13 protein-coding genes and 1 riboswitch are annotated in these 16826 nt (G+C 35.1%); of the genes, 2 read left to right on the top strand and 11 right to left on the bottom strand.

What is annotated here, in order from left to right:
- Positions 1 to 8 precede the first annotated feature (8 nt).
- Entirely contained in the window at positions 9 to 1631 is a 1623-nt protein-coding gene (locus C8E03_RS09255) for an ABC transporter substrate-binding protein (protein WP_110290887.1), read from the bottom strand.
- Positions 1632 to 1804: 173 nt separating this feature from the next.
- Positions 1805 to 1980, bottom strand: a riboswitch (cobalamin riboswitch).
- 234 nt (positions 1981 to 2214) lie between these two features.
- On the opposite strand from C8E03_RS09255, the gene C8E03_RS09260 reads away from it, so the two are divergent.
- On the top strand, positions 2215 to 3420 hold the full coding sequence (locus C8E03_RS09260; RefSeq protein ID WP_110290888.1) for a Y-family DNA polymerase: 1206 nt from the start codon (positions 2215 to 2217) through the stop codon (positions 3418 to 3420).
- Here the strand turns inward: C8E03_RS09260 and C8E03_RS09265 are convergent, their stop codons facing one another.
- The 10 genes from C8E03_RS09265 to C8E03_RS09310 all read right to left on the bottom strand — a co-directional run bounded on the left by C8E03_RS09265 (position 3421) and on the right by C8E03_RS09310 (position 15513).
- Positions 3421 to 4023, bottom strand: coding sequence for a helix-turn-helix domain-containing protein (locus C8E03_RS09265; RefSeq protein ID WP_110290889.1), 603 nt, complete (start codon positions 4021 to 4023; stop codon positions 3421 to 3423). It lies immediately after the preceding gene.
- A gap of 209 nt (positions 4024 to 4232) precedes the next feature.
- Positions 4233 to 6107, bottom strand: a complete 1875-nt coding sequence (locus C8E03_RS09270) for an ATP-dependent nuclease (protein ID WP_110290890.1) — start codon at positions 6105 to 6107, stop codon at positions 4233 to 4235.
- A 63-nt stretch (positions 6108 to 6170) separates the two neighbouring features.
- Complete coding sequence (locus tag C8E03_RS09275; RefSeq protein WP_110290891.1) at positions 6171 to 6836, bottom strand: flavin reductase family protein; 666 nt, start codon at positions 6834 to 6836, stop codon at positions 6171 to 6173.
- A gap of 18 nt (positions 6837 to 6854) precedes the next feature.
- Entirely contained in the window at positions 6855 to 8504 is a 1650-nt protein-coding gene (locus C8E03_RS09280; RefSeq protein ID WP_110290892.1) for a putative manganese-dependent inorganic diphosphatase, read from the bottom strand.
- Positions 8505 to 8547: 43 nt separating this feature from the next.
- A complete protein-coding gene (locus C8E03_RS09285) occupies positions 8548 to 9483 on the bottom strand; it encodes a YitT family protein (protein ID WP_242993464.1) in 936 nt (311 codons plus the stop codon).
- Positions 9484 to 9495: 12 nt separating this feature from the next.
- Positions 9496 to 9966 (bottom strand): hypothetical protein, encoded by a 471-nt coding sequence (locus C8E03_RS09290; protein ID WP_110290893.1) that lies wholly within the window; start codon positions 9964 to 9966, stop codon positions 9496 to 9498.
- Positions 9967 to 10528: 562 nt separating this feature from the next.
- Positions 10529 to 11167, bottom strand: a complete 639-nt coding sequence (locus tag C8E03_RS09295; RefSeq protein ID WP_110290894.1) for a GTP pyrophosphokinase — start codon at positions 11165 to 11167, stop codon at positions 10529 to 10531.
- Between the two features lie 109 nt (positions 11168 to 11276).
- Positions 11277 to 11804, bottom strand: coding sequence for a cob(I)yrinic acid a,c-diamide adenosyltransferase (locus C8E03_RS09300; protein WP_094380101.1), 528 nt, complete (start codon positions 11802 to 11804; stop codon positions 11277 to 11279).
- Positions 11805 to 11942: 138 nt separating this feature from the next.
- Entirely contained in the window at positions 11943 to 13727 is a 1785-nt protein-coding gene (locus C8E03_RS09305) for an ABC transporter ATP-binding protein (protein ID WP_110290895.1), read from the bottom strand.
- Complete coding sequence (locus C8E03_RS09310; RefSeq protein ID WP_110290896.1) at positions 13720 to 15513, bottom strand: ABC transporter ATP-binding protein; 1794 nt, start codon at positions 15511 to 15513, stop codon at positions 13720 to 13722. The genes C8E03_RS09305 and C8E03_RS09310 overlap by 8 nt, the downstream gene beginning before the upstream one ends.
- A gap of 202 nt (positions 15514 to 15715) precedes the next feature.
- Between C8E03_RS09310 and C8E03_RS09315 the strand changes: the two genes are divergently transcribed.
- Positions 15716 to 16564, top strand: a complete 849-nt coding sequence (locus C8E03_RS09315) for an AraC family transcriptional regulator (protein ID WP_094380095.1) — start codon at positions 15716 to 15718, stop codon at positions 16562 to 16564.
- Positions 16565 to 16826 lie beyond the last annotated feature (262 nt).

The following is a 16826-nucleotide window of genomic DNA, read 5'->3' on the forward strand; positions in this document are numbered from 1 at the left end:
TTTTCTCCTTACTCTGCCCAGCCAATTTTAGGTAGATCGATTCCATAAATCTGTGCCTCATAGCCTGTAAGCTTTTTGTTATAAACCATCAGGGTCTTTTCATTAAATAGAGGAACCACATTCTGCTGCTCTACAGAAATATTCTGAAGCTCGTCATAAATTTCCTGTCGTTTTGACATATCAATTTCTGCATCAGCCTGATCAATCAAACCATCAATCTTGGTATCTTGGCATCCTAAGCTATAAGTAATATTCTGGTCACCGGTAGAATACATAAAACGCTTGAATATAGTGATTGCTTCCATGTTCGATAATCCCTGCTGAGATCTTGCAATTTCGTAATCACCTTTTGTCATCATATCCTTTATTGTTGCCCAGTCATAGGATTCAATGGTTACATTAATTCCAATTTCAGGAAGAATTGCTGCAATCAGTTCAGCTTCTGCTTTCTGCTCTGCATTATCCTGTTGAACCAGATATTTTACATCAACTGTTGCATCACCAAGAACTTCCTTTGCAAGTGCTTTGGCCTGCTCAACGTCATATTCCACCGGATACTCTTTATAAAATGGTGTACTGTAGTTTAATATATTTGTGGTGGGTGATGCATAGCCTGCATAAATCTGGTTGGCAATCGCATCTCTGTCAATCATTAGACTTACTGCTTTTCTCAATCTGACATCATTAAACGGTGCCTTTGTACCATTGAGGCACAAGAAATCAATCATTGTAGAATTTGTTGTAGTAATAGCAAATTGAGAATCTGTTACAAGCTCGGTTGCCAGAGAAGGAGTAATTGCTTTTAAATCAATGACACCCATAATTTCACCTGATTTTAATGCGGAATATCTGGTATTCACATCAGGAATTGTTTTTACACGGATTGATTTGGCAATTGCCTTTTCTCCCCAATAATCCTCATTGCGTTCCAAAAGAACATACTGGTCTTTTACATTCTCAGTAATTTTAAAAGGTCCGGTTCCCTGAGCTATGCCGGTAAAGTTATAATTATCGTCAAAACACTTGGGGCTGTACATCGCACTTCCAAAGTTAGTCATAGTATATAAAAGACTTGGGGATGCTTCTTTAAATGTAAGCTGAACGGTATAATCATCTATTTTTGTAACCTCGTCCAGATTTGGATAAAAGCTGTCTATATTTAGATTGTAAAAACCGGATGTCTTTACCTCTGATCTCATACGATCAAAATTATACAAAACCGCGTCTGCATTAAATGCTTCTCCATCATGGAATGTTACACCTTCTTGAAGATTAAATGTCCATGTTTTAGCATCCTCACTCATATCCCAGCTTTTTGCAAGCTTTCCAACGGGTTCTCCATTTTCATCCATTGTAACTAATGGTTCCCATACATAAAGTATAACACTACAATAGTAAGCATCTTCGATACCAGGTGCTATGTTTCGATACCCCGCCAAAACAATTTCATCATCTGGGTTTACCTGTGTACCTGATGACTCTTCCTGTTTCGTATCTGTATTTGTAGTATTTGTGGTTTCGGTAGTTTCAGTTGTTATCTGATCTGATTTCTGACACGCAGATAATGATAATACTAAAGTTGACATTATCAACAATGATAGAATTTTTCGAAATACATTCTTGTTTGTCATATTCCTTTTCCTCCTTTGTTTGCATAATTCCTCCCTGAAGAAGAAAGCGTTAAATTTGCTTACGCTCTTGCGCCGAGCGGCTTACAAAAAACCTGCTTTCCAAATTTCAGAAAACAGGCATGCAAATAAAAGTTTCAAACGAATCTTTTAGATGCGATGCCTTACACGGAGGCTTCATCTCTACATATTAAGCAGGTTTCCTGGCTTACAGATTATCGCTTTATCTTCCCTTCTCATATGAATATTCATACAATGGATTTAAAGATATTACTCCCTGCTTACAGTGACCGGATCGCTCAGGATTTGCACCTGATTCCCTATTATAAACGCTTAATATTGAACAATATTTAATTATGCAAAGCAAGCATAACATAAATACATTGTTATATCAATCATAATTTATTTTTAAGTATCACATCGTTTTAACTAATAAAAAGTGGAAAATTACCTTTCATAAATGTCTCATTTGTGCCAATTAATATTTTGTAGTATAATAATAAAAATTATGAGTGTCAATACTTTAAACGCAAGGGCTATATAAACTTAAACGTATGACACAGATATTAACTGGCGGTGATATAGTATGGATCGAATCATTTTTCATATAGATGTTAATTCAGCTTTTCTTAGTTGGAGTGCGGTAAATAACTTAATTGTCGACCCCGGCTGCATGGACCTTCGCTCTATACCTTCTATCATTGGTGGAAACAGAGAAAGCCGTCACGGAATTGTGCTTGCCAAATCGGTTCCTGCAAAAACGTATCAGATACAAACTGGAGAACCAATTGCTCAAGCCTTACGAAAATGTCCCACACTTGTGATTGAGCCGCCTAATCATGAACTTTATAAGGAATATAGTAAGAAATTATTTGATTTGTTGGCAGAATATTCTCCTGATATTGAGCAGCTTAGTATTGATGAAGGTTTTCTTGATTTTACCCCTATCGCCCATCAATATTCTTCTTCTGTAATTGCTGCTACTATGATTAAAAATCGAATTTACGAGGAGCTTGGTTTCACTGTTAACATAGGCATAGCTCCCAATAAATTACTCGCAAAAATGGCTTCTGATTTTAAGAAGCCTAACTTGGTGCATACACTTTTTTTAAATGAAATAAAAGATAAAATGTGGCCTATGCCTGTAGGTGAATTATATATGGCAGGAAAAGCCAGCGTCAAAACGTTAAACATGCTAGGTATTCATACCATAGGTGATTTGGCGGCTACTTCTCCCAAATTGATTACCCTGCATCTAAAAAGTCACGGTCAACTGCTTTGGCAATATGCCAATGGCATTGATGATTCACCTGTCATGCCCTCACAGGTCAATTTAAAGGGAATCGGCAATTCCATAACTCTATCATTTGATGCTGTTACCTCTGAAGAAATTAACCACGTTCTACTAGGACTGGCTGAACAAGTCTCAAAGCGATTGCGTCTTTCCAATCAGCTTGCTGGCATGATAAGTGTGGAAATTAAATATAATGACTTTTCTACAGTATCCCATCAAATGCAGCTTACTACTCCTGCTAATACAACCGAGCAGCTTTATCATGCTTCCTGTATTTTAATAAGTGAGCTATGGAATCATAATCCGGTTCGGCTGCTCGGTGTCAGAACCTCTAAGCTGGTTCATGAGGATGAGCCTGTTCAGATGACTCTGTTTGATACTGTTGTGAGTGAAAAACAATTAAAAGCAGAAAAGGCAATGGATTTAATTAAAAATAAATACGGAAACTCTGCCATTGTACGCGGCAGCTTTCTTAATACTCCAAGCGGCAAAGAATAACTATATACTTGAGACTCTGTTTGTTTGAGGAAATAATTCAATTGACTCATGCTGATCCCAATAAAGCACAACATGTATATACAGTATTTTATCACTGTTATTTCGATAGGTATGCTCTTGATTGGCTGCAAACTTGATTGAATTATTTTTCTGAATCTTATATTGCTCCTGATTGACTATTAGAGTAAGCTCTCCGTTTGAAACCGTAATGCATTCATATGTATTCTCTCCATGAGATCCTGTTTTATATTCTCCATTTGGGTCTATTTCTATTAGGTATATTTCAAAGCTTCTTTTCATGTCATATGAAAAATAGACATATACACGGCAATTATTGGGAATGTCTCTTATTTTCGTAAGTTCTCCTTTTTCCGCTATGCTGACCTGCTCTATCGGCGTTTTAATAAGCTCTTCAAAGGAAACCCTTATTCCCTCTACAATCTTGCTGATCGTTGATACGGTAGGAATTGATTCACCTCTCTCAATTTGTCCAAGCATACTTTTACTGACACCTGTTTGTTCTGCCATCATATCTAAGCTCATATTTTTTGCTTTCCTTATTCTTTTTAGATTAACTGCAATATTTCTGTCCAAGTGGCTCATATAAAACTCCTTTTCTACTTGATTGCTTTTTACATAATAGGATTGTTAACATTTACTATTATATATAAAAAGCACCAAGTCACTTTTTCTAATGACTTGATGCCACACCTTCGTTGCATTTGCCTGATTCAATTATATTTTCGTAAAACAGTCTTGCTTCATAATTTTTACGAATTATATCTTTTCTTATCATATATATTTTTCTTTCATTAGTCAATCGTATCTTTTTTCCTGCTTTCAAAATAGACAAACCTGTCAATGGCATCCAGTATATTGGCAAAGGTTTCCCGGGGTGCCGTATCAACATATTTCTTTAATATCTCTGTTTCTGCACTGCCACGATATTTACCATAGAAAATATCATATAGATTATGTCCCCGCACATATATCTTTATATTCTCCATATTTTTCTTTAAATCTTCCTTGCTTCTGATCCTTGCTCCTGTAATTTTAATCATACGCTTCATACTAGGAAGCTTAAATAAATACGCTTTATATTTATCATATAAAATATGATAGAATTCTTCTTCGTTCTTAATCACACCAATCTTACACATGACAGCAGGGTCTAAGAAATAATTTTCAAAGGAATAGTATTTCAGTACCAAAACGTTTTTTTCCTGAACTCTTGGTACATTGCCCTCATCCTCCTTGGCTCTTTGACTATAGTAGCTGCATAACTGTCTTATCAAATAATTCGGATTTTTTCCATCACTGTCTCGAATCATTAGAAACTGATCTTTTAAATACAATTTATTAATATACTTTAAATTGGCATACGTCTTTATATTGGTACAGCTATTAGTTGGAATAATTGAAATTCTTTTCAGCATTCCGCTTTCATCATATATTTCTGAATAGTATTTTTCAAGCAGCAAAGGCAGCCGATTGCTGTCTTGCTTTCCTTCCACAATAAAGACAAAACTGACATTCATCATATCGTTTGCGGTATAACCCAAATCATCCAATATTACATCAATATCAACATCTTCTTTAATTGTTGTATTATATTCTTCATCAGCCACTACCTGCTTTATCTGTTTGCTTGAAAAATTAAACAGCATATTAGGTGAGTGTGTGGAAAATATCACTTGATTTTTCTTAGACAGTCTGTATAGTATTTCACTTGCAACCTTTTGAAGCTGTGGATGAAGATAAATTTCAGGTTCTTCAATCAAAATAATGCTATTAACGCTGTTATCTCTTTCAATATAAGCCTCTAATAACGAGAAGATATAAATGCTTCTGGTTCCTGCTCCCAATGTATCTATGGAGCCTCTGGTTCCTCTTTCTTTGTTCTCAATCATTGTATCCATTGCAAATGCTTTCTCAAAATCAAAGCTCATTACATACTTAACATCTTGTGCCTCTCCATTATTCTTATGCAAGTAATAATTGATACGGCTTTCAAATTCACCAATATTGGTAGTGAACAGCTTATATTCCAATAGCCTTGCCGTTTCGGTAATATCAAGCTGCTCTGTCTCTTTTTTATGTATATAGCCAATGCACTCAAAGCATCTGGTACATGGCTTTTTTACATTAAACATACACTTGTCATATCGAAGATTTTCCAGTGCTTTATTACCTTGAAAGCTGAAAATATCCTCCTGGATATTGCTCAAATCTCTTGTACTATTCAGATAGTGAATTTTAGGAAGTATTTCTTTAATGTATTTATTATCCTTGCGGATTCCATCTGAGTATTTTCTTTTGCCGTCAGGATGAATGGTACAGGTAAAGGTAAGAAGTTCCTCCTCCTTAGAATAGGATGGAAATTTTTCCAAAAAGTCCTTCTCCCATATATCATAGCGCTTATATCTGCTTACAGCACCCCGTTCATTTAAATTGATTAAATCCTCTTCATCAATGTTTAATGTTACACCAATTTCAATGCTTAGATTCTTAGCAAAAAAATCGGATTCTTTGATTACATAGGAATCGGAAAGAGCTAAAAGGGCATCTAAGACAACTGTTTTACCTGTGTTATTTTTACCAACCAAAATCATTGCATTTTCAATTTCATCTATGGTCAATTTTTTAATTGATTTAAAGTTCTCTATTGATATTGCTGCTATTTTCATATATTTCCCCTACCTGTTCCGCTTTTTTGTTACATCGCTTTCTGATAGCTTACTTCTTATCTGTTATTTTTTATCACCTTTTTTATGACTATTTGCATTAACCCATGTTAAATTTTTCTTCTTTAACTGAATATTTTGTTTTGAATTTACTTTTTGCTTCTTTCCCTTTTTCTTAACGGAATAGCCAAAGGTCCCAAGCTTTTCTTTAAGATTATAATAATCTCCATGAGAATATACGATTAAGTCGGAGCTGCTAAGCCTAAACTTACCCTTATTATCCATATAGCTCTCATCAACATCCACTGCTAATACCTCTGCTATAAACATATGGTGGGACCCCAGTTCCTTTACCTCAACCACTTTACATTCTAAGCTAACCGGACTCTCCATGATGATTGGTGCAAATGTAAGCTTTTCAGCTTTTCCACGAGTCAGCTTCATTTCCTTAAACTTATCCACATCCCTGCCGGAACGGACACCACAGTAGTCAGTTGCCTTTGATAGGCTCTTGGTTGTCAAATTAACCACAAATTCTCCGGTTTCCTTTATCATTGAGTATGAACTTCGCTCAGGACGAACTGAAATATATAGCATAGGAGGATTACTGCAAATAGTCCCTGTCCATGCGATTGTAATAATATTTGTTTTTCCATTTTTATCTGCACAGCTTACCATAACAACCGGCAGTGGATATAGCATATTTCCTGGTTTCCAAACTTGCTTTCCCATTTACTACCACCTTTAATTTTATTGTTGCATAGCTCCCATGAATGCTGGTATCAACTGTTTCTTTCGTGATACAACATTCTTTAGAATATAGGAGTTACTTTCTGATTTAACATCAAATGCATTTTCAACAATTTGCTTAGCATCTCTGCCTTGACACAATACTTCTGTTGATTCCTCAATGATATTTGTTAACATAAAAAACAGCATATCTAATCCGTGTTCCTTATATGCCTTATCCATATAAGGTATTAATTTACTCTTAATATCCTCTAATTCATTCGAATTCATGGAATTAATCTGCCCCACTCCAAAAGTAATATCATTCACATTGAATTTCTTAAAGTCTTGATAAAATATTTCTTCCGGTGATTTATTTTTCAGATTACTTCCTGCATTAAACATTTCATGCGAGAATTCTTCTACATTAATTCCTGCTATCAACGCAAGCTCTTGTGCCGCCGCCTTATCAACAGAAGTACAAGTAGGTGAGCGATACATTAATGTATCAGATATAATTGCCGCACATAACAGTCCTGCAATATTTGGATCAATTTGAATATTTGCCTCCTGATACATCTTATAAATAATTGTAGCAGTACACCCAAGTGGCTCATTTCTAAAAAATACAGGTGATATTGTCTCCAAAGAACCTAATCTGTGGTGATCGATAATTTCTAGTATTTCAGCCTCCTGAATCTGGTCAACCGCTTGTGATACTTCATTATGATCTACTAAAATTAATTGCTTTCTTGTCATATTGAGCAAATTTCGTCTTGATATCATACCTACATAACCACCGTGTTTATTGATAATAGGAAAATCTCTATGCCTCTTTTTTGCCATAATTTCCTTAGCTACTTCTGTAAAGTCATCTGTTTTAAAAATAATTAAATTATCTTTTCGCATGAAATATTTAATTGGCATACTTTGATTTATCAATCTAGCAACAGTATATGTATCATGAGGTGTGCTGATTACGACACAGCCTCTCTCCTCTGCAAGCTTCTTAATTGTCATGGAAATGGTTGCTCCTTCGCACACTATAATGCACCCTGCATTCATTTCAATTGCACAAAGCTGAGACTCGTAACGGTTTCCAAGAATGACTAAATCATCCTCTTCAATATAACTCTCCATCAAATCCGGATTAGCTGCTGCGATTAATACCTTTCCATTTACAAAATAAGCATGTTCATTTCCTACTACCATAGTTCCTTCTAATGTTTCTAGTATATTCATATATTGTGTTCTGGCTGCTGATAAAATCTTACTGTCAAACACATCCATATAAGAGGTTGCAATATCCCCAATGGTAATCAACCCCTCTAAATGGTTTTCCTTATCCGTAATGGGTAAAGTTACCACATTATCATCTTTCATAAGCTGCCATGCCTTTTTGAGTGAAATGCTATTTCGAACTCCTTGTGTTTCTCTGATTTCAATATCCCTGATTTGTGTTCCTACATCTGACATATAAGGAGGTGCTTCCATTCCAAAGCGTTTTAAAACATATTGCGTTTCCTCGTTAATCTGCCCTGCTCTTCTTGCACAATACTCTTTAGAAGAAATCTTGTTTTTTAACGCTGTGTACGCAATAGCAGAACAAATAGAATCCGTATCCGGATTCTTATGTCCTATGATATAAATTTTATTATTTGTTTTTCCCATTTTAAAGTCCTTTCTAACCTGCCAAATCTTATCCTATGTTATTTTATAATCTTTTTTCAAAATTGCCATAAACGTCTAATCTGCTGCTCATTATCATAAACGCATTTGGATCTATATCATACACGATCCGCTTCAGTCTGGCTATCTCATATTTAGATATGACGGTAACTAATATAGTCGTATCCTCATTTGTATAAGCACCCTTTCCTTTCCACTCGGTAACGCCTCTGACCATTTCTGCCATAATGGCGTCGGCTACATTTGTCTTTTTTGTAAATATAGTAACGGATGTATTGATATTTTGGTAATGTGCCCGATCCATTACAATTGATACAAATACAGTATAAATCACGGAGTAAATCACTACCTGTATATTAAACAGCAAGGCACAGGCAATGTATACAAAAAAATTCACCGTCATGGAAAGCTTACCCACACTAAAGCCAGGCTTTACTTTGGTAACATACATTCCCAGTATATCCAACCCTCCGCTTGAGCCTCCTGCACGAAGCATAATTCCGGTTCCAAAGCCAGCTAAAATACCGCCAACAATGCAGGCTGTCAGCTCATCCTCAACAATTGGTATCATGGGATTTTTTATTATTGTAAGAAATACGGTTAAAAGTATGGTTCCAAATACTGTTTTTTCAAAAAATCTCTTACCCAGTTTTTTATAAGCCAGCAAAAAAAGGGGAATGTTCATAACTAAATTAATAATACCCGCCACATCTAAGTTCCCCAGATTAAGAGAGGTATAATTTACCAATAATGTACGAATAATCTGAGCAATCCCAACAAATCCACCACTATACAGACCAGCAGGAACGATGAACAGATTGACCCCGGCCGCATACAAAAATGTTCCTGTAAGGAGAACTCCATATTGCGATAGCTGATTTTTGGCATCATTTAAGCTATATACTCTTGGAAGTTTTCTCATTACTTTATTGTTGCTTTTGGAATAGCCACAGTCCCTCATTTCATATCCTTTCTATATAATTCCTAATATATTTGTTATTAATAAAACTGTAATTAAGAATAAAAACCAAAGAATCGCCTTATTGATTCTTCCGATTGACTTTATCTTTTTTTGCTGCTTATCATCATATTCTTCCAATATGCCCTTTATATTCTTATATAATTTCGCATTTTCCTTATTAATATCCTCATTTAGCTGATTTTTAATCATAGTAAGCTCATCTGAAAATTCACTCTTTATATTTTTCATTTCCTGTCTAAGCTCTTCTATTGCCACACTATCCGCCTGGGAAGCTGCCATTTTAGCTTCAAGAGATTTGATTTTCATGATACTGGCCTCTACTAATGTATTAATTTTTTTAACCAGTTCAACATTTTCCCCAGTCTGTTTTTTCATTTCCTTTAAGCACTGCATTGTAGTTTCTGCAATACTTTTGTCTACACTTGTATCTCTATTGCTTATCATATCCATTAACCCAGCCATTATAAGTCCTCCTTTATTAGAATCAGTCTATCTTCATTCTAACTATTTTTTTGATTTATTTCCACACTTTTTTATATAATATTTAACTTATTAAATATTTTTGTTGTGGTCGTGTGTTTTTGCATTTTGTCTACTAATTTAATCAATTTTTAATGATTTTAGCAATTATTAAAATAATTTTTATTATTTTTTAAATCAGTCTATATTACTTGTGCATTATTATGTATTTTGCCTTAAAAATGATTGTTGTTTTGTGTATCTTTTACATTATATTAATATGATGTTCATATTTTGTTCATATGTAATTGCTATACTAATATCAACTTAAGTTATTAAAATACTTATTCATGTGATTTACGTAATGTATTCATTACACATTATAGATAAATTTTTTCATAATAGCCTCGGTCTTGTCACCGGGGCACTCCTCATTTATGGGGATCTTTTTATTTTATCGCACGTAATTGCCTGTCACTACATTATCTTCTTTAACCAGTATCATTGAAGTAGTCATTTCTTATAGAATAAAACGTGGTGCCATTCATATAAAAGGCACCACATTTTATTGTTTATTTTCACATTGTTTAATTGCCTCGTTTAGAGATAGCATTTTGGCATCCAGCACCGATACCATCTGTGCACACTCCTTAAGCTCTCTGCTGATTCTATCTGGCGCATTTCCTTCGAACTTGTAATAAATCTTATGCTCCAGACTGGCCCAAAAATCCATAGCTATGGTTCTGATTTGTATTTCAACCTTAGTATCCACTACCTTATCAGACATAAATATCGGGACAGTTGCAACTAAATGATAGCTCTTGTAACCGCTTTCTTTTGGATTCTTAATATAATCCTTAACCGCAATCACCTTTATATCATTCTGCTTTGATAATATTTCCGCAATCCTATAAATATCAGAAGTAAAAGAACAAGTAATTCTCACCCCTGCAATATCATTAATATATTTTACCATATTGTCTATGGTAGATTCATGACCTTCCCTTTTTAGCTTTTTCACAATGCTGTCTGGCGTTTTCATTCTTGATTTTACATGCTCAATTGGATTATATTGATGCACGTGCTGAAATTCATCATTCAATATATCTATTTTTGTTACAATTTCCTTTAATGCTGACTTATATAAAAACATCATAGTTTTATAGCAATCTATATCGTCACAAAGTATTTCTGAAAAATCCATAATATCACTTCCCTCTCAAATAGCTGTCAATCCTGACCAGTATATATTATATCATATTTTACGTGATATTGTCTTTTTCGATTTCATAATTCACATTAATTTTATATTGCTATCTTTCTATTCCAAATCTGGCGGTCTGTCCCTGATCATAAGGATGCTTTATTTTTTTAATTTCAGATACATAATCCGCTGCATCCACTAAGCTTTGGCTGGGTCCATCTCCTGTCATAATAACTTCAAGTGTGACAGGCTTCGTTCTAAGAAACTCTAAAACAATTCTTTCATCCAGTAAGCCTGCCCGAAGCGTGTAGATAATTTCATCCATAAAAAGCATATCATAATTCTCTTCTACAGCTTTCTTAGTAATCTCTAGAAATTTCTCGGTATAAAACTCCTTACGAAGCATTTTTTCTTCTGTTGTCATTTGAAAGCTGAATTTTTCCTGCTCCAGTCCGTCAATTATTGTAATATTAGAAATGGTCTGTAATATGATTCTTTCACTTGTTTTATTGTTCTTCATAAACTGATAGATTAACACTTTCATGCCATATCCTGCTGCTCTTATCGTCAGTCCCATTGCTGCTGTTGTTTTTCCTTTTCCGTTTCCACAGTAAATATGAATCAGTCCTTTTTGCATCCTGTCACCTTCTTTTTATTGTTATATAATATCACACCAAGTAAAAAGCACAATATATGCACCTATAATAGTCTTTATAAGTATTACGTTGTATTCTACTATATTATAATATATATATTCAATAATTCCTACCTTGTTTTACGCCAAAAAACTGTATTGTGACAAATACAAATTATAATATTCACCCTTTTGCTTCATCAATTGCTCATGACAGCCCATTTCTACTATTTTCCCCTTATCAATGTACATAATACAGTCTGCTGACTTAATGGTTGAAAGTCTATGGGCTATAATAAAGGATGTTCTCCCCTTAAGAAGCTTAGCAAGTCCCTCTTGAAGCATGATTTCTGTTTCCGTATCGATACTTGAGGTTGCCTCATCAAGTATTAATATCTTAGGATTGGCAAGCAACGCTCTTGCAAAAGAGATAAGCTGACGCTGTCCCTGTGAAAGTCTGCTGCCTCTTTCATTTACCTGTGTAGAATAACCCTGCTCCATTGCCATAATAAAATCATGGGCACGAACAATTTGGGCCGCACGAATCACCTCTTCATCACTTGCTTCATGATTGCCGTAACGAATGTTATCCATAATAGTTCCCGAGAAAATAAAGCTGTCCTGAAGCATGACACCCATTTGCTTTCTTAAGGAACGTATTGTTACCTTGCTTATATCAATCCCATCAATCAATATTTTACCTGATTGTATGTTATAGAAACGACTGAGCAGATTGATAATGGTTGTTTTGCCTGCTCCTGTCGGACCCACGATTGCATAGGACTCTCCGGTATTCGCTCTAAAGCTTACCTTGTCTAAACGCTTTATTCCATCTTCGTAAGCAAAGTCAACATTTTCAAATTCCACAGCTCCCTGAATAATCGGCATATCTACTGCACCCGCTTCATCTTTTACAGTCACCGGTTCATCAATGGTTTCAAAAATTCTTTCCAAATATGAGATTGAGGTGAGTAGTGAATTGTAAAAGCTTGCAAGTGTTGTAATCGGTGTCCAGAATCTGCTGATATAGCCTGTAAATGCAATTAATACACCCGCTGTAATAGCAGCTTCACCGCCTATCATCCAGTTAATTCCAAGTACATACACCATAGAAGTGGTTAATACCGATATGGTATCTACAATCGGCGAGAGCATCATATTATAACGAACTGCCTCCATCCAAGCACTTTTATAATCGCTGCTCAATCCATTAAAAATATTCTGATTTACTTCTTCTCTTACAAAGGATTGTGTCACTCGTATCCCATTTAAGCTCTCTGCTATGTACGCATTTAGGTTGGATTGTTTATTGCTTTCTATCTGCCATGCTCGCCTTTGCTTTTTCTTCACCGTCCATATCAGTACTGCAAGAATGGGAATACCACACATGCATACAAATGTGAGCTTAATATTGATACTTAACATGAACAAGATTATAAAAATCAGACTGCTTAAATCGGTAATCGTATTTACAATACCATTTGACAATAAATCGCTTAAATTATTTACATAATTTACCACACGAACCTGAATTTTACCATGGGGTCTGTCATCGTAATACGAAAAAGGTAATTCCTGTAAATGAACAAATAAATCACGTCTTAATGCATAGATTACATTTTGTCCAACGCGGTTCGTCAATATAATCTTTGTCTTTAAACTGGCACATACAAAGACGACAATTGCCATTGTTGCAATGCTGAGCATTACTATTCCCTTTATATTTCCCTCTGGAATATAGACATCCATAATTGTCATGAAAAATCTTGGAATGAGCATAGATAGCGCACTAGAAAGCAACATAATGACAATAGCCTTAATCATATCCTTTTTGTAAGGTCCGACATATTTTGCCAATCGCTTTAGCTGACCAAAATCAAATCCTTCCTCTAGTTCTTCATCTATATCATATTTGTTTCTAGCCATAGCAGGCTGCCCCCCTTTTCTTTTCCTTTACATACTCTTTGAAGTCCTTGCTATCCTTTAGCCGGTCAAATTCTCCATATTGGTGACTGAATACAGTATAGTAATAACCACGTTTACGGATAAGCTCATCATGAGTACCTTGCTCAACCACTCTTCCTTCATTTAATACTAAAATTATATCTGCATCTTTGATGGATGATATTCTATGGGCAATGATAAATACCGTCTTTTTGTTCTGAAGCTTATTAAGCTCCTCCTGTATTCTTGTTTCTGTTTCCATATCGACTGCAGAGGTAGTATCATCCAGTATGATAATGGCAGGGTCAGTAAGTAAGGCTCTTGCTAATGAAATTCTTTGCTTTTGCCCACCTGACAGTCCCATACCGCGTTCTCCGACAATCGTATCATAACCATCCGTGGTCATTTTAATAAAAAGATCCGCATTAGCCGCCTTAGCTGCCCATTCTACTTCTTCAAAACTGCAATCGGGTCTGCCATAGGCTATATTTCCTTCAATGGTGTCGGAAAATAAAAACACATCCTGCATTGCCATTCCAATGTTTTGACGAAGCGAAAATAGATCCATATCCTTTACATTAATATTATCGACATAAACATTGCCCTCTGTTGTATCATAAAAGCGGCATAAAAGATTCATCATAGTTGACTTTCCGGCTCCTGTTGCACCTATAATTCCTACTGTCTGACCTGCTTTTATCTCAAAATTTACCTGATTTAAAATATCTTCATCTTCTGCCTGATAGGAAACATTTTCAAAGCGTACACTGCCGCTTAGATGTTTTTTAACTACTGCGTTCTCAGGTCTTTTAATATCCGGTTCATGGCTGATTGTAGAATAAATTTTCTCTAAGGAGGTCAGAAATCTTTGGATATCATTAATGAGCCATCCTGCCGTTCTTAGGGGCGTAGTAAGCATCCATAAATAACCGCTTATCGTCACCATATTTCCTAAGGTCATCTGCCCATTGATTACCATAATTGCGCCGGGCAGCATCAAAATCAAGGTTAATATATTGGATAAAAATTCAAATATTGGTATATACTTTGCCCATATGTTAGCCCCCTCTAATTGGACAGCCCGAAAATTTTCGTTTTCTAGATCAAACTTTTCAGTTTCAAAGTCCTCCTTTGCAAAAGCTTTTACAACTCGATTTCCACTGATGTTCTCCTGTGCAAATGCATTTAATCTGGAAAACATTACACGGCTTTTTATAAAAACTGGCTTTATATTTTTCACCTGAAAGTACGTTGTCAGCGCTGTAAATGGTAAAACCAGAATCATAAAAAGAGCTATTTTTAAATTTACAGTGAACATCATAATCAGTGCAAAGGCAAATATAAATATCGATTCTACCACCGCATAGATAACATGTGCCACAAAATGTCTGATTGCATCCATATCGCCTGTCTGTCTCGACATCAAATCACCGGTACGGTTTTTATTATAAAAATTAAAATCCTGTAAGAGCAGCCTTTTGTATACAGAATCTCTCAGGCTATACAGCATTCCTTGGGAAGCTTTTTCCATACTCATTATCATGACAAACCGAATTCCACTTCGAAATAAAGTGGTGACTACAAGAAGTAAAATCAGCTTCGGCAATAACTCTACATTTTTTTCCTTAATTACAAGGTCAACTATCGCACCCGATACTTTCGGATTAATAACAGCCAGCGCTGAAGCCGGCGGTATTATTATAAGCCCTGTTATAATGTATTTGGCATGTTTTCTTAGATGTGAATAAAACCACTTTAACGGTGTCATAACCTTATCCCCTTCTTTTTGTAAAATATCTGATTTCTTTTAACTGCCCTTGGAGTATATCGAAATTTACTTCAAATTAAAATGTACTTTTCGACACACATGATGTATATTATTATAAAGAATAAGTCATTAAAATTTGAGTGAAAGAATACCTTTTTCAGCTACTGGTAAGTACGCAAAAATCGTACAAATGGAGGAATTTATGTGTGACTGTAGATTTGACATTACTTACAATGATCTAAATCCAACGGTATTATTTGTAAGTAAAGGAAGAATGACGAAGAATTCTCGTTATCATAACCATGATTTTACCGAAATTACCTTTATAATGTCTGGCAAAGGACACTATCTTGTGGAGGGGATTACCTACGAGGTACAGGCCGGTGATTTGCTTATTTGTAACGCAGGAATCAATCATAATAATATTGTAATAAATGATAGGGAACCTACCTTTGAATTTTTTGCAGGTTTTACGGATTTTCATTTTAAAAATATGCCAGCTAATACGGTTTCTCTAAAAAATGGTGATTGTATCATGCACACCGACAGCAAGCTTCGTCAGGAACTGCTCAAATACTGCTACGCCATGCTTGCTGAAAATGAGACAAATCAGGTTGGTAAGTATTTTATGATTAAAGCATATCTGATTCAATTTCTATTGCTCATCATACGGCAGAATACAGAGCCTGCACCCAAGCAAGAGGGTTATCATTTTGACAGCCATTATAAAAGTGACGTTGTACATCAGATTATCAGCTATCTGGATGCTCATTATAATGAAAAAATATCACTGGATGCGATTGCTCAGAATATGTACTTAAGTTCTGTTTACATATCCAAAATATTCAAGGATGAAACGGGTGAATCTCCGATTAATTATTTAATCAAGATACGGCTTGAAAAGGCAAAGGAAATGCTGCTTGTCACAAACGCTGACAGTATTAAGAAAATAGCCAATCAGGTAGGGTATGAGGATGTATATCATTTTAGTAAGCTGTTTAAGAAATATTATGGAATGTCACCGCTTCATTATCGAAAAAGCGTAGAATAAAGTTTAAGTTTGCTCTCTTTTTGTGCTCACAAAGCCCCAGAATCAGCTACTCCCTGTGATAGATAAAGAGAGTGCTAGTTAACCACACTATTGTGTTGAAATTTTCAGTAACTTAAAAACATTGCCTTGAATATTGGTTTAATCACAAGTATAATAATAAACGTGACTCCGTATGAAATTGCAAGTTACTCAGCCAGACATTCTTTTATGTAAAATTCAATAATGTTTTGAGCAGCTTATCACTTTAAAAATAAAAACGTAA

Origin of the sequence: Lachnotalea glycerini, from assembly GCF_003201285.1 — a bacterium.
In the GTDB taxonomy this organism is placed as follows: Bacteria; Bacillota; Clostridia; order Lachnospirales; family Lachnospiraceae; genus Lachnotalea; species Lachnotalea glycerini.